Source organism: Cutibacterium nasicola (assembly GCF_052654715.2).
Map to the genome: position 1 here is coordinate 12,692 of NZ_CP199745.2, position 14,144 is coordinate 26,835.

Here is a 14,144-nt window from a genome sequence, read left to right on the forward strand (position 1 = left end):
GCCATTTCCATGTCCACATCCCCACGCCGCTCCCAGACCCTCGCACGACTCGGGCTCGGAGGCCTGATGGTCTACGCCGGTGTCTCCCACCTGTCTTTCAAGCGTCAGGAGTTCCAGGCCCAAGTGCCCGACTGGTTCCCCGGCGACAAGGACCCCGTCGTCATTGGTTCTGGCGTCGTCGAGATCCTTCTCGGGGGCGCGATGCTGGTCTTGCCGCGTCATCGCGAGCTGACTGGCGTTGCCCTGGCCGGTTTTTACGCCGCCGTCTTCCCCGGCAACATCGACCAGTATGCGGCGCGTCGAGACGGTTTCGGCCTCAACACCGATGGCAAGCGCCTCGCACGGTTGTTTGGCCAGCCCGCTCTCATCGCCGCCTCGCTCTGGTCCGCTGGGGTGCCGCGATCGTAGCACTCGCCGCAGTGTGCTCGATCGTGCATGGGACGGCCTTCGCAGGGAAGGCCAACTCTTGATGAGTCCGCTCTGTTTCAACCCATGCACCTACCGATGAACCGTGCACGAATGTCCACTGATTCCTGTCCATTGGTGCAACCGATGACGTCGCCGGGGAGGTTTGCCCCCCGGACGGCAGACTCAACCCCCGGCAAAGTCCTTGGTGGATTGGAGGGGGCGAGAATGATCGCTGCGGTTGGAGTGTCCAAATCCTTCGGTGTTGGTGCGGGTCGGGTTGAAGCACTTCGAAGTGTAGATATTGAGTTTTCGTCGTCAGGTCTACACGCCCTCATGGGGGAGAGTGGATCGGGGAAGAGCACGCTGATCAATCTGCTCGCCGGTCTGGACGTCCCCGATGCCGGGGAAATTGAGGTGAACCGTCAACGTGTCTCCGAATTGGATGAGGCGGCACGGGCTCGGTATCGACTGGAACACGTGTCCGTCATCTTCCAGGACAACAATCTCATCGCGGAGATGACGAACATCGAGAATGTGGCATTGCCACTGTGGGCGCGTGGCCAAAATCGTACCCAAGGTCGCAGGGCGGCTGAGGATGCCTTGGTACGCGTCGGGATTGACCAACTGGGTGACCGTCGCCCGTCGGAGGTGTCGGGAGGCCAGCGCCAGCGCGTCGGCGTCGCGCGTGCGTTGGCTGGCGGGCAAAAAGTTCTGTTGGCTGACGAACCAACCGGGGCGCTGGACTCGGCTAACTCGCAGGAGCTCTTCAAGCTCTTCGCCGCTCTGGCGCACGAGCAGTCGATGTGCGTGGTGGTTGCCACCCATGACCCGATCGCGGGCCGATTCTGCGACTCAATGACAGTGCTGCGCGATGGGCAGGTCATCAAGTGAGTCACAGTCTGAACATCGCACTGTTGAGGATTTGGAGTCGTAACCGCAGCCGCTTCACCGCGGCCGTACCGTTGCTGGCTGTGGTGGCAGCGTTCGTGGCGTTGTACATCGCTGTGTCGTCTTTCGCGCTCAGTGGTGCTCAGGTTGCGGATCGCGAGCTTGGCCCAAGTGGCGCCTCCGTGGTCGTTCATCAACAGCAGGCCACCCGCTACCCGGATCGCGCCGTTCTGGAGGCGATGACGGCAGCCGGTGCCAAGAATGTGCGCGTTGCCGTGTACGGATCAGATCTCCAGATCGACGGCTTTCGCTCCACGGGTCTGTCCACCGGTCCGCAGGATCGTCTCGAATACATGGAGTGGCAGCAGGGGAGCAAGCCCTCCCGCTACGCGCCCGCGGCGGGACGGTGGCCCAGTCGATCCGGTGAAGTCATGCTGTCGGAGACGCTCTCGGTGCGTCTTGGTAATCCCTCCACCATCAGGGCCTTCAGCAACTCCACTCGTCTCGCCGTGGTCGGAACCTTTCGGGATGTCTATGCCACCAAGGGGCTGGAGGTTGTGGGCGCACCGGGGACTTGGCGGCAGATGTCGGCCGCCGCGTCAACGGGGTACCCCGACCTCACCTCTACAACCCAGTACCTGTGGGACGGGGTTGAGCTGGACGCCATGATTCCTGTGATCGCACAAGCGTCTGGTACGCCAGTCGATGACCTGCATGCGGGGGCTTTGGATCGTGCCTTCCTGCAGGGCCGCGCCCAGCGGTCCTTGTTCGCGCATAGTTCATACCTGATCGTGATCCCCTGTCTTCTCCTGTGTGGTGCCGTTCAGCTGACCACGACCACTCGACTATCGAGGTCCCTCCAGGTAGAGCGTGCCGCAATGCTTCGCATGGGTATCCCCATGTCGGCGACCCTGCTCCCCACTCTCGGTGTCGTTCTACTCGTCTGTCTCGGAGCCTGCTTGATTGGCGTCGGGATCGGCTGGCTCGCCGGGCAAGTGATACGGTCCGCAGTTTTGCCGCACTTCATGACTCAGCCACTCAGCCCCACAGTCCCGGTGATTCTTCTGGGATTGTCACTTTTGGGGCTCACCGTCATTCTTTCGCTGCTGAGTATCGCCATCTTCCAGAACGTGTCGTGGCGTCCGGGACAGGGGTCCGCCCGATTTGCCTCGCTCTTGAGTTGGGGCCGACGGATTGGGGCGGTGGGCCTGCTGATGGCTGCCTTGATCACTGTCTATGGTGCACGTCAGCTCGATGGTGCCGTCAAAAGCGTTGTCCTCAGCGCCCTGGGTCTGGCTCTGGTCGTGCCCGACATCCTCACAGGACTCATCGCCGTGCTACATCTGCCATCCCTGTCCGGGCGGCTGGCGCTGACCAATGTGCGCGCCGATCGGCCCAGGGTCCGGGCCCTGGGATCAGCTCTGTGCATGTGCCTTGCGATCCCAGCGAGCGTCACTGTGATCATGGCGTCCTACCTGAGCTCCAGCGCCGCGCTCAGCATGGCGATCCCCGGACAGTTGGTTGTCCAGTCTCCCAGTGGCCAACCGTTGCCAAAGAATCTGCCGCAGCGGATACAAGCCGGTGCGGGGCTCCCTGCACCCCTGGCGGTCCACATCCTGGAGGGCCAGATTTCCCCCACCGGAACTCCGGGGGCGCAGGGGGTCATGGTAGTTACCCAGCCATCAGAAGCTGAACGTGTTCTTGGCATCACGTTGGACCAAGGGCAACGCGCCGCATTGCAGGACGGTACGATGTTGGGCTTCGATGAATTCCCCGACACCGTGGAACTCTCCTTGGACAGCGGGCGTCGCGTTGGCGTGCCGACTCGGCATGTGGCGGTTCCCCCGACATGGAGTTTCATATATGGCGGAGTCTTGCTGGAGAGTTCTGCCAAAGCACTGCATGCAGCATCCATGCCCGACCGGTGGGTGTATGCCGGTGTTGACGAGGCCCAGATCGCGAAGGCAATCGAGTTCGTTCACACTCAGAAGTTGGACCCGCGTGTTCTGACTTACTACAAAGTCCCGCCGAAGCCGGAACTTCCACCCAGTTTGTGGGCGGTGTGCTTGGCGCTGCTTGTCATCGGAGTCACCATCACCATGGGTGTGTGTTCTTCCTTTGGCGAGACGGCGCGTGGTCAGAGTCGACAGCTCCTGGCCATCGGCCTGCCACCAAAGTTCTGCCGTACGGTTCCCATCATCCAGAGCCTGCTACTGGTGGTGACCTGCGGACTTCTTGCGAGCCTCGTAGCTGTTGGCCCCGTGATCCTCGCGCATGGCATGTCCCACTCGCTTCACTTGTCGGTCCCACATGACTGGGTCCTGGGTTGGGTGGCTGTCCTCGGTCTGCTGGCATTGATCGGTCCGTTGACGGGGTTACGGGGTATCCGCGCCAAGGATCGCCTCGCCGATGACTTGGCATGATGTGCGTGCGCAGGGGTCGGTCCCCTTGGTGGGCGGCGACCTCCCCAAGTGAGCCTGCGCCCCCAGATCAATGGTGGAGGTTTCGGTGAACAGAAAATCCACCCAGAACGCGAAAACTCCCGGTCAGATGATCTCTGGCCGGGAGTTGCGTGAAGCAATCGGGCTCACGTGCGTGAAGCACCTGTTGTGCGCGAGAGAGGAGTTGAACCTCCACGTCCCAAGGGACACTGGCACCTGAAGCCAGCGCGTCTGCCATTCCGCCACTCGCGCATCAGGCCCCTTCGGTGGACCCAACTCGTTGACGATAGCACGGTTGGGGCATCTAAGTGAAATCGAGGGCTTTGAGCCGTGTCATGACGGGCCATCACATGCGTACCGAGTAGCCTGTCCCCGTGCTGTCCTTCCTCGCCGCGGCCTTCGCCCTGGGTATTGCCGGTTTCGACCCGCTGGGTTCCTTCGTGCTGCTGGCAGCGCTGGGACTAGGGGTGCGACGTCGCGGCGTTGTCATCCTGGTACTCACCTCGGTGGGAACCTCCGCCATCTTCGGGGTTGCCGGAGTGCTCGGTCTGGGAGCCTTGCTTGCCCGGCTGGGCATTCATGGACTACATGTTCCTCATCTGGTCTGGGTGTGGCTGGTGGCCATCTTGGGTGTGGCTTTCGTGAGCTGGGGGGTATGGCGACTGCGTCCAGGGGCAGCGACGAAGGAACTTGACGAGAACACCTCGGCCGCTCCCCGCTCGACGGAGCCCGGTGCGCTTGCCGTCAGTGGTCTGCTGGTGGGACTGTCCTCCCTCGTCGACCCGGCATTCTGGGCGATGCTCGTCCATGCCGCCCACCTGCCGCACGCCAGCTGGGCCGTCGTCGAGTCCCTCATCTGGGTGGCCTGCAGCCACAGCCTGCTCATCGTCCTTGTCGCTGCCTACCTCGTCGGCGGGCCTGACCGAGTCACTCGGGTGGTGACCAGCATTCGCGAGGACCACGCCGTCGCAGCCCATCGCGGGATCTCTGCGCTGCTGGCGGCCTTCGGGGTCCTGCTGCTCGCCGACGTCATCGGCGTCCTTGCCACCGGGCAGTGGTTCTTCGAGCTTTGAGTACTCAGTGCCAGTGATGGCGACGCTGACGCCGTTGCCCGGTTCGGCCGAGGAACCACCCCAGTGCCAGACCGAGCACTCCGGCACCGACGGCGACGCCGATCTGCAATGGACCCCACTGGCGAGTCGACACCGTCACCGGCTGTCCGTGGGGAAGTGGCGCGCCCTTGGCCTCGGCGGCGCCCACGGCATTGGCGCGCTGGGCGATCCGGTCCAACGAGGCGTCCAGGATGGTTCGGGTGTACCCCATGTGGATGGGGCGACCCTGGTTGAGCTCGTCCTGCCAGGTTGACTGCAAGGTGAGGATGCGCGTCAGGGCGGGGGCGGCGTCGCAGACCGGATCGCCTTTCATGCACACCGAATAGGTCTCGGGATACGCCTCCGCGGGGATGGCCGCGCCGACCTTGACCATGTCGGCGTCCAGGGCTTCATGATCGATGGACTCCTGGCTCAGGCCGAGGGCGGCCTTGATGACTGCCCGCATCTGAGAGTCGCGATCGGCTCCGGGAGTCGCGTTGGCTCGTTCACGCAGGTAGTAGAGCATCGCAGCCATTCCGATGGCGGACTGGTCGGCATCGCCGCTGAGCTCCTGAACGTTCTGTCCCGGGTAATGGTCCGGATTCCCGGCCAGGAGGGCGCCTGCCAGACGTTGCGGGGTGTCGGTCTGGGCGAGGGCCTGGGTGATGGCCTGGGACCCCTGCGAGAATCCGGCGAGCACCACCCATTCCTTCGGGCACTGTTTCTTCTCCTCGTTGAGGAGGGTGGTGAGTTTCTTCGCTCCCAGAGCCGCCGAGTCGAAGTACTCGGTCGACGGCATGGTCGCGTCAAAGAGGAGACTGCTCATCGATGCTCTCTGCAGGGTGTGAGGGTCAGCGGCGGGGTAGTCCAGGTAGACCTGACGAACTGTTCCCCTGCCCTTCCACTTCTGGGCCAGGGCGTCACGAACCGACGTGATGGTGCTGCCGAACGGAGGGGTCTCGCCCGACCCTCGGACGCCGACGAACATCACCGAGGCGCAGCCCATCCGAGAGGCCAGCTCCGAGGACACCGGGTCCGAGTCCCAGCCCATTCCTGCCCCTGGGGTGAGGGTGGCGGCGGACGTGAGCGTTGTTGTGGACCCGCTGGCGTAGCCGGTGCTGGCTGTCGTCGGGGTGGGCGCTGATGGCTCGGCGTTGGCAGAAAGCGGCAGCGTCACCAGGCCGGCGATGACGAGGAGGATGAGCAATGTCTGCCGAAGCTTCACTACGTCAGTCAAGCAGGGGTCGCCGACACCGGACGGCTCGTGTGTCCGTGGTCAGGACTGCTTGAAAGTTCCGGTGATCGACGCGGAGTCCAGCTCGCTGGTGTGGATGACGAAGCGGACCTGGACGTTGGCGGCGTCGTCAGGAATGTCGAGATGCTCGCTCGGCATGGCATGGACGGTGTGGATGTAGCGGTGGGCCGGTCCGGGCGGCGGGCAGGCTCCGGAGTAGCCGTCCTCCTGGTAGTCATTGGTCCACTCGCGCACACCGGAAGGCAGCGGGCCGCCCTCATCGAGGGAGGTGACGTCGGCTGGGATGTCGGCGAGGATCCAGTGCCAGAAGCCGGAACCGGTGGGGGCATCGGGGTCGTAGACGGTGATCGCGTATGACGCGGTGCCCTCCGGGCCGGGCGTCCAGCTCAGCTGGGGGCTGATGTTCTTGCCACCCGCATCTGCATGGGCGTGGGCCAGGTCAATCGGCTGGCCGTCGGTGATCGACGTGCTGGTGATCTCCATGGGTTGTGTCCTTTCCCTGGGTGTGTGTCCATGATGCCAGCCTGATGCGCGATCCGAAGGGGTGTCACGACCGGTTCCGAACGCGGGGAAGCCCACCCCTGATGACGAGGTGAAGGGGTGAGTGTGCAGATGTGATGAGATGCGTATACCCTTCATCTTGTGCTGGTTCTCATCGCCAGACACCAGATGTAGGGGTTGTATCCACATCTGGTGGCGATGGGAGGAAAGAGGGAATCCGGTGGGAAACCGGAACTGCCCCGCAGCGGTGACAGGGAACGACGGCGACATACGCACTGGCCATCCGGTTGGGAAGCGTCGCTCGGTAGGAACTCGTCTGACGGCGAAACGCCCTGAAGTCCGAAGACCTGCCAGCGCCCGGGTCGGCGACCCGGTACGACAACGGGCGTGCGAGACGGCCCGGGGTGAACCTGCCCCACTCGTGCGCTGCTTCGAGGAGAGAGCATGTCGACGATTGTCCAGCCAGACGACCTGACCACCCCACGCACGGTTCCCACGTCCATCCGCAAGAGGGACGGCAGGGTGATCCGGTTCGACTCGACGAAGATCGTCGAGGCCGTCCGCAAAGCCTTCGTCGCCTGTGGCGGCGACGCCCCCGAACTGTTGGCCTCCGAGGTTGCCCTCGAGGTGCTCTCCCGACTGAGCGAGATGGGTGAGGACACCCCTGATGTCGAGGCCATCCAGGACCTCGTCGAGAAGACCCTCATGGATCAGGGACACGACGGCGTCGCCAAGGCCTACATCCTCTACCGTCAGCGTCGCACCGTTGCTCGCGACCAGCAGTCCGCCCTCATGCGTACCTTGCGTGAGATCACCTTCGCCACCGCCGAGGAAGCCGACGCCAAACGGGAGAACGCCAACGTCGACGGCAACTCCGCGATGGGGTCGATGCTGCGCTACGGAACCGAGTCGGCCAAGCAGTTCAACCTGCTCGAGGTGCTCGACCCCTCCCATGCCGCCGCCCATCGTGACGGGGACATCCACATCCACGACCTCGACTTCCTCACCCTGACGACGACCTGCTGTCAGATCAACCTCACCGACCTCTTCGAGCACGGTTTTTCCACCGGCCACGGCGTCCTGCGATCCCCGCAGTCCATCGGTTCGTACGCCGCCCTGGCCTGCATCGCGATCCAGTCCAACCAGAATGACCAACACGGCGGCCAGGCGGTGCCGAACTTCGACCGGGACATGGCCCCGGGGGTCGCCAAGACCTTCAGCAAGGCTGCCCAAACCGGTTTGACGAGGATTTTCGAAGTTCTCGGTGGCGACGAGGACCGTCTTGACCAAGTGCGCCAGGTGGCGTCGGGATGGGTGCTGGAGCCGGACGCGGCCGCGCTGGTCCATGAGAAGGAGCAGGTGGCGGAACTGTTTGCCGGGCTCGTCGACGACACCGACCGGGTCGCCGACAGAATTCGTCGCCAGGCCGTCGAGGAGACACGTCGTCAGACCTACCAGGCGATGGAGGCCCTCATCGCCAACCTCAACACCATGAACTCGCGAGCCGGGGCACAGACCCCGTTCTCCTCGATCAATTACGGCACCGACACCAGCCCGGAGGCGCGGATGGTGATGCACTGCCTGCTGGAGGCCACCGAGGCCGGTCTTGGCGGTGGGGAAACCGCGATCTTCCCGATCCAGATCTTCCGGGTGCACAAGGGCGTCAACCTCGACGACGGTGACCCCAACCATGACCTGTTCCGGCTGGCCTGCCGGGTGAGCGCCAAGCGCCTCTTCCCGAACTTCTCCTTCCAAGACGCCCCGTTCAACGCCGAGTACTACGTGCCCGGCCATCCCGAGACCGAGATCGCCTACATGGGCTGCCGCACCCGGGTGATGTCGAACGTCCACGACCCCTCGCGGGCACAGACTTGGGGACGCGGGAACCTGTCCTTCACCTCGATCAACCTGCCGAGGTTGGCGATCGAGGCCAACCACGACGTTGATGCCTTTTTCGCCTCCTTCGACCGGATGATCGACCTCGTCATCGACCAGTTGCTCGACCGGCTCAAGATCCAGTCCCACAAGCTGGTGCGAAACTTCCCCTTCCTCATGGGCCAGGGGGTCTGGATCGACTCGGAGGACTTGGGGCCTGACGATGTTGTCGCCGAGGTACTCAGGCACGGAACCCTGTCGGTGGGGTTCATCGGGTTGGCCGAGACCCTGACGGCCTTGATCGGCGTCCATCACGGCGAGTCGGAGGAGGCCCAACAGCTCGGTCTGCGGATCGTCGGTCACCTGCGAGAGAGGATGGACGAGGCCGCCGAGCGCACCGGGTTGAACTTCTCGGCCCTGGCCACCCCGGCCGAGGGGCTGTCGGGGCGGTTCGTGCGGATGGACCGTCAGCGTTACGGGTCGATCCCGGGAATCACCGACCGGGAGTACTACACCAACAGCTTCCACGTGCCCGTCTGGTACCACATCGGTGCTGCGGACAAGATCCGCATCGAGGCTCCCTACCACGCCTTCACCAACGGCGGTCACATCTCGTACGTCGAGCTGTCGGGGGATCCGGCACGCAACGTCGACGCCTTCGAGGCCCTCGTGCGGCACATGGCTGCCAGCGGAATCGGGTACGGGTCCATCAACCATCCGGTCGACCGGGATCCGCAGTGCGGCTACACCGGGATCATCGATGACGAGTGCCCCAAGTGTGGCCGTCATGAGGATTGTGGGCCCTTCGACCGGATTCGCCGCATCACTGGTTATCTCGTCGGTGGGCTGGATCGGTTCAACGACGCCAAGCGTGCCGAGGTCGGCGACCGCGTCAAGCACGGGTGAGATCGGAGCGAGGATGAGGGTTGCCGGGCTCGAGCCGGAGTCGATCGTCGATGGCCCCGGCATCCGCTTCACGGTCTTCGCGCAAGGATGCCCGCTGGGGTGTCCCGGGTGCCAGAACCCTGGAACCTGGGACCCCTGCGGTGGCCACGAGATCGACGCCGAGGAGATCATCACCGCGATGAGGTCGTCGGTGTTGGCGTCTGGACTGACGCTCTCGGGCGGTGAGGCGAGCCGTCAACCTGGCGATTGTGCGAGGCTGGCCCGTGCTGCCCACGAAATGGGGTGGGACGTCTGGGCATGGTCCGGATTCACCATGGATGCCCTGCTGCGTCAGGCCCGTCACAACCCAGAGCTGGCCGAGATGCTGGACCAGGTGGACGTCTTGGTCGACGGACCTTTCCAGCTGGCACGACGCACCCTCACCCTGCCATGGCGGGGAAGCGGAAACCAGCGGATCATCGACGTCCCTGCGACCCTGCGCGAGGGGCGAATGGTGGAGTGGGTCAATCCAGCCGGCTGAAGGCCCTTGTCCGAAGTACCAGGTCCTCGGCCTCGTCGCACTCGTCGAGGTCGACGGTCGCGGTGATCGACCAGTCGTGGTTGCCGGCAGGGTCGTCGATGATCTGACGGACCAACCAGATTCTGTCGTTGCGGCGTCCCGACTCCTTCTCGATCAGGAACAGACCGGGGGCGCGGGCGTCCGGGCCGTCGTTGATCTCGTCGTGCTCGTCCCAGTAGTCGCCCAGGGTGTCCTCCCAGGCATTGGTCGTCATGGCAGAACTGTCGGGCTCGAGGGCTCCCAGGGCCTCGAAGTCGTCGTCTGCGGCCAGGATCACCTTGCGGAACATGGCATTGCGCACCATGACGGTGAAGGCCCGCTGGTTGGAGGTGAAGGTGCGTACCGGACGGACCTGTTCGGGTTCCTCATCGACGGGATGGGTGAGTTCTTCCCATTCGTCGATGAGGGAGGAGTCGGTGGAGCGGACGACCTCGCCAAGCCAGGCGATGACGTCGGCAAGCTGCTCGGTCCGCTCGGACTCGGGGACCGTCTGACGCAGCGCACGGTAGGCGTCGGTCAGGTAGCGCAGCACCAGCCCCTCGCTGCGTTGTACCTTGTAATGAGCGCAGAACTCGCCGAAGGTCATGGCGCGTTCGTACATGTCGCGCACGACCGACTTGGGCTGCAGGGCGTCGCAGGGAATCCACGGGTGGCTCGGGGCGAAGATTTCGAACAGGGCGTCGAGGGTCTCCTCGAGCGGGCGTGGCCACTCGATCTCCTCAACGGCGGCCATTCGATCCTCGTAGTCGTAGCCGTCCTCCTTCATGCGCGCTATGGCCTCGCCACGCGCGGCATGCTGCTGGGCGATGAGGATGCTCATCGGGTTGTCGAGGGTGGCCTCGATGACGCTGACGACGTCAAGGGCGTGGGTGGCAGACTCCGGGTCGAGGGTTGCGACGGCCTCGCTGGCGAAAGCCGACAGCGGCTGGTTGAGGGCGAAGTCGTCCTGCAGGTCCTCGTTCATGGCGAACCTGCGGCCACCGGGGGTGGGCTCGTCGAGACGGTGGACGACGTCGGAGCGCAGCAGGGACAGTCCGATTTGCACGGCGCGACGGTAGAGGCGACGCCGCTCGGCGACGACCGGGGTGGCGGAATCGACGAGGTGCTGGACCGCCCGGGCGGTGTCCTCGTCACGCTGCAGCAGATTGAGCAGCATCGCCTCGGTGATCCTCATACGTGCGTGCAGAGTTTCCGGGGTGGACTCGACGAGTTTGGTGAAGGTCTCCTCGGAGTAGTTGACGAACCCCTCCGGTGGCTTGTGACGCTGCACCTTGCGACGCTTCTTCGGGTCGTCCCCAGCCTTGGCAAGAGCCTTCTCGTTGGCGATGACGTGCTCGGGTGCTTGGGCGACGACGTAGCCGACGGTGTCGAATCCGGCCCGACCCGCGCGACCGGCGATCTGGTGGAACTCACGGGACTTCAGGACTCGGGTGCGTCGACCGTCGAACTTCGTCAGGGAGGTGAACATGACGGTGCGGATCGGCACGTTGATGCCGACCCCGAGGGTGTCGGTGCCACAAATGACCTTGAGCTTGCCCTGTTGGGCGAGGGTTTCGACGAGGCGTCGGTACTTCGGAAGCATCCCGGCGTGGTGGACCCCGATGCCCGAGGTGATGAACTTGCGCACCGTCGAGCCGAATCCCTTGGAGAAGCGGAAGTCGGCGATCTCGGCGGCGATGCCGTGACGCTCCTCGGTGCTCACCAACTTCATCGACGTCATGGACTGGGCGCGTTCCAGAGCCTGCTTCTGGGACGGATGGACGATGTAGACCGGGGCCTTCTGCTCCTCGACGAGCTCCTCGATGGCCTCGTGGTCGGGTTTCATTGACCAGGAGTACTGCAGCGGGACGGGGCGGACGACTCCGGTGATGACGCTGGTGGGGCGTCCGGTGATGGTGGTGAGGCCCTCGGACAGGTCGGTGACGTCACCGAGGGTTGCGCTCATGACGATCTGCTGGGCCTGCGGGAGTTCGGACAGCGGCACCTGCCAGGCCCAGCCCCGGTCGGGGTCGCCGATGAAGTGGAACTCGTCCATGACAACCTGGTCGACGTTGGCATGGCGACCCTCGCGCAGGGCGATGTTGGCAAGGATCTCGGCGGTGCAGCAGATGATGGGGGCATCGGAGTTGACGGAGGCGTCGCCGGTGACCATGCCGACATTGGTGGCTCCGAAGATCTCGCAGAGGCTGAAGAACTTCTCGCTGACGAGGGCTTTGATGGGGGCGGTGTAGTAGGAGCGTCCTCCCGCAGCCACGCAGGCGAAGTGGGCTGCGGTGGCGATGAGGGATTTCCCGGACCCGGTCGGGGTAGTGACGATGACGTGGTTGCCCGACAGGATCTCGAGGATCGCCTCCTCCTGGTGCTCGTACATGGAGATGCCGTCCCGGGCGACGGCTCGCTCGATGTGGTCCAAGGCCATGTCGGCGTCGAGAGGACGGGCACCGGGGGAGTCCCAGCCCGGTTGGCGCTCCCCGCGGTCGGTGGTGACCGGGGCACGACCGTCGACCATGCCGTCAAGGGCTTCGGCCAGGTGCACGGTGTCTCCTCGTATCGGGGCGGCCAGAACGGTTTCCAATGTAGTGGTGGGCTCGGACGTGACCGGTGTTGGTCGTGTTCGCCCGTGGTTGATTGGCTATTGCTGTCGTCCCAGCTGCGCCAGCTGTGTCTCACCCGCATGGATGGCCAGGACCGCTGATTCACACCCCCACATGACACACATCACCGCGGGCCCCGAGATCATTTCGGGGCCCGCGGTGTGTTGAACGATGGATTGTCTGGAAGAGAACCGACGAATCAGCGCGCGGACGGGGTGCGGGTCTCGGCGCTGATGAACCAGGCCTGCTGCTCGAGCTGTTGGATGAAGCCGTGCAGGATGTCGGCAGAGGTGGGATCCTCCTCGTCAATCTGGTCGTGGACCTCGCGCATGGTGCCGGTCACGGCCTCAATCGAAGCGGTGATGACCTTGATTGCGTCATGGGTCAGGACCTCTCCCTGGGGGGACTCAGGAAGGGTGGTGCTGGCAGCGACCACGGCGGGACGGCCGTCCGGGGAAGCGTGGAGCGCACGCATGCGCTCGGCCACCTCGTCGGCACCCTCGCGGGCGATCCCGACGACTTCGTCAAGGTTCAGGTGGAGGTCACGGAAGTTCGGGCCGACGATGTTCCAGTGGGCATGTTTGCCGACCAACTCCAGCGCGATGAAGTCGACGAGAACCTTCTGGAGGTTCGCGGAGAGGGTCTTGGAGGCCTTGAAGCCGGCCTCGGCGTTCTCGAGCTTGGTGGTGGTCTGCCCGGCAGGGGCTGGAACGTTCACGGTGTCAGCCATGCGAAATCTCCTTCGTTCATGGTGACCGAGTGACGGCCACCGGCGTACATGTGGGGAACAGTCACCGAACTTCAGTTATTCCACAGTGGACGAAAACCTGTCGGTACACCTGGACTCCAGGTGTCCTGTCGGGCGGTGGGCGCCGGGCCGACGCCGACATGCGGCATGATGTGACCCATGAGCGCAGAGACTGACGAGTCTGGTCCCATCGATGCCCCCAGCGATGGTCGGCTGGTGTTCCCGAACGAGGTGCTGTCGTCCAAGGTCATCGCTGTTCTGCCCGACGTTCCGGCATCGGATCTTATGGCCCCGATCGAGGCCATGATTCAGGAGAAGGTTCGCGTCTTCACCCTCCCCGTCGCCGACGCAGACCGCCGTCGCGCCGTGCTCAAGATCTACCGTCGTCGTGCCGTCATTGGTGTTCATGGCGTCATGGCCGTCGACGACGTCCAGGGCCTGGTTAATGACAGGGTTGCCTTCGCCCTCCCGGTGGCCGCCACTCCCGACCTGCTCGACGCCCTGCGTCAAGCTGGCATCCCAGCCGCCCCTGACGCCCTGACGCCCACTGAGGTCCGGGCCGCATGGGGTGCCGGAGCCGATGCCGTCCAGGTCGCCCCGGCTGACATGGGTTCTGCCAGTTACGGCGACATCCTCACCCGGATGGCACCCGGGGCTGCCCTCATCCCGCGTGGCGGAATCGGGTCCTATGCGATGCGTCGCTGGCTGGCAGCTGGTGCCTTGGCGGTCTGCCTCGACGACGTCCTCGTCGGAGATGCCTGCGAGGACGGAGTCGTCTCGGCGCTGCGCGAGCGCTGCCGTTCGGTTGTGCAGGTCGTTGCTGACGCGGACGCCTGAGCCGTCTCACGCCTCGAGAACCCTTGAGGCGACACTCACCC

11 protein-coding genes, 1 tRNA gene and 1 riboswitch are annotated in these 14,144 nt (G+C 64.5%); of the genes, 7 read left to right on the forward strand and 5 right to left on the reverse strand.

The features are described from left to right. Positions 1-9: 9 nt before the first annotated feature. The 3 genes from ACUCCZ_RS00080 (at position 10) to ACUCCZ_RS00090 (ending at position 3,719) form a co-directional block, all read left to right on the forward strand. Entirely contained in the window at positions 10-408 is a 399-nt protein-coding gene (locus ACUCCZ_RS00080) for a DoxX family protein (RefSeq protein ID WP_435917445.1), read from the forward strand. Positions 409-741: 333 nt separating this feature from the next. After that, positions 742-1,299, forward strand: a complete 558-nt coding sequence (locus ACUCCZ_RS00085) for an ABC transporter ATP-binding protein (protein WP_435917444.1) — start codon at positions 742-744, stop codon at positions 1,297-1,299. Next, the gene (locus tag ACUCCZ_RS00090; RefSeq protein ID WP_435917443.1) at positions 1,296-3,719 is read left to right on the forward strand and encodes an FtsX-like permease family protein; all 2,424 of its coding nucleotides are present in this window, start codon (positions 1,296-1,298) and stop codon (positions 3,717-3,719) included. Before ACUCCZ_RS00085 ends, ACUCCZ_RS00090 begins: the two co-directional genes overlap by 4 nt. A gap of 187 nt (positions 3,720-3,906) precedes the next feature. On the opposite strand, the gene ACUCCZ_RS00095 is transcribed toward ACUCCZ_RS00090, so the two are convergent. Then, positions 3,907-3,989: transfer RNA gene (locus ACUCCZ_RS00095), tRNA-Leu, on the reverse strand. Positions 3,990-4,111: 122 nt separating this feature from the next. On the opposite strand from ACUCCZ_RS00095, the gene ACUCCZ_RS00100 reads away from it, so the two are divergent. Next, positions 4,112-4,810 (forward strand): hypothetical protein, encoded by a 699-nt coding sequence (locus ACUCCZ_RS00100; RefSeq protein ID WP_435917442.1) that lies wholly within the window; start codon positions 4,112-4,114, stop codon positions 4,808-4,810. A 4-nt stretch (positions 4,811-4,814) separates the two neighbouring features. Here ACUCCZ_RS00100 and ACUCCZ_RS00105 read toward each other — a convergent pair whose 3' ends face one another. Together ACUCCZ_RS00105 and ACUCCZ_RS00110 are read right to left on the reverse strand one after the other, a co-directional pair. Next, entirely contained in the window at positions 4,815-5,879 is a 1,065-nt protein-coding gene (locus tag ACUCCZ_RS00105) for a cutinase family protein (protein WP_435917687.1), read from the reverse strand. 225 nt (positions 5,880-6,104) lie between these two features. Further along, on the reverse strand, positions 6,105-6,566 hold the full coding sequence (locus tag ACUCCZ_RS00110; protein ID WP_435917441.1) for a YbhB/YbcL family Raf kinase inhibitor-like protein: 462 nt from the start codon (positions 6,564-6,566) through the stop codon (positions 6,105-6,107). Positions 6,567-6,760: 194 nt separating this feature from the next. Further along, a riboswitch (cobalamin riboswitch) is annotated at positions 6,761-6,953 on the forward strand. A gap of 75 nt (positions 6,954-7,028) precedes the next feature. Between ACUCCZ_RS00110 and ACUCCZ_RS00115 the strand changes: the two genes are divergently transcribed. Together ACUCCZ_RS00115 and ACUCCZ_RS00120 are read left to right on the forward strand one after the other, a co-directional pair. Further along, positions 7,029-9,365 (forward strand): anaerobic ribonucleoside triphosphate reductase, encoded by a 2,337-nt coding sequence (locus ACUCCZ_RS00115; RefSeq protein ID WP_435917440.1) that lies wholly within the window; start codon positions 7,029-7,031, stop codon positions 9,363-9,365. Positions 9,366-9,378: 13 nt separating this feature from the next. Next, the gene (locus ACUCCZ_RS00120; protein ID WP_435917439.1) at positions 9,379-9,885 is read left to right on the forward strand and encodes a 4Fe-4S single cluster domain-containing protein; all 507 of its coding nucleotides are present in this window, start codon (positions 9,379-9,381) and stop codon (positions 9,883-9,885) included. Here the strand turns inward: ACUCCZ_RS00120 and ACUCCZ_RS00125 are convergent. Then, on the reverse strand, positions 9,869-12,460 hold the full coding sequence (locus tag ACUCCZ_RS00125; RefSeq protein ID WP_435917438.1) for a DEAD/DEAH box helicase: 2,592 nt from the start codon (positions 12,458-12,460) through the stop codon (positions 9,869-9,871). The genes ACUCCZ_RS00120 and ACUCCZ_RS00125 overlap by 17 nt on opposite strands. Before the next feature lie 257 nt (positions 12,461-12,717). Next, complete coding sequence (locus tag ACUCCZ_RS00130) at positions 12,718-13,248, reverse strand: Dps family protein (protein ID WP_021108007.1); 531 nt, start codon at positions 13,246-13,248, stop codon at positions 12,718-12,720. Positions 13,249-13,425: 177 nt separating this feature from the next. Here ACUCCZ_RS00130 and ACUCCZ_RS00135 point away from each other — a divergent pair, with 177 nt between their 5' ends. After that, positions 13,426-14,103 carry a bifunctional 4-hydroxy-2-oxoglutarate aldolase/2-dehydro-3-deoxy-phosphogluconate aldolase gene (locus ACUCCZ_RS00135; protein ID WP_435917437.1) on the forward strand — a complete coding sequence of 226 codons (678 nt, stop codon included), beginning with the start codon at positions 13,426-13,428 and terminating at the stop codon, positions 14,101-14,103. Positions 14,104-14,144: the final 41 nt, after the last annotated feature.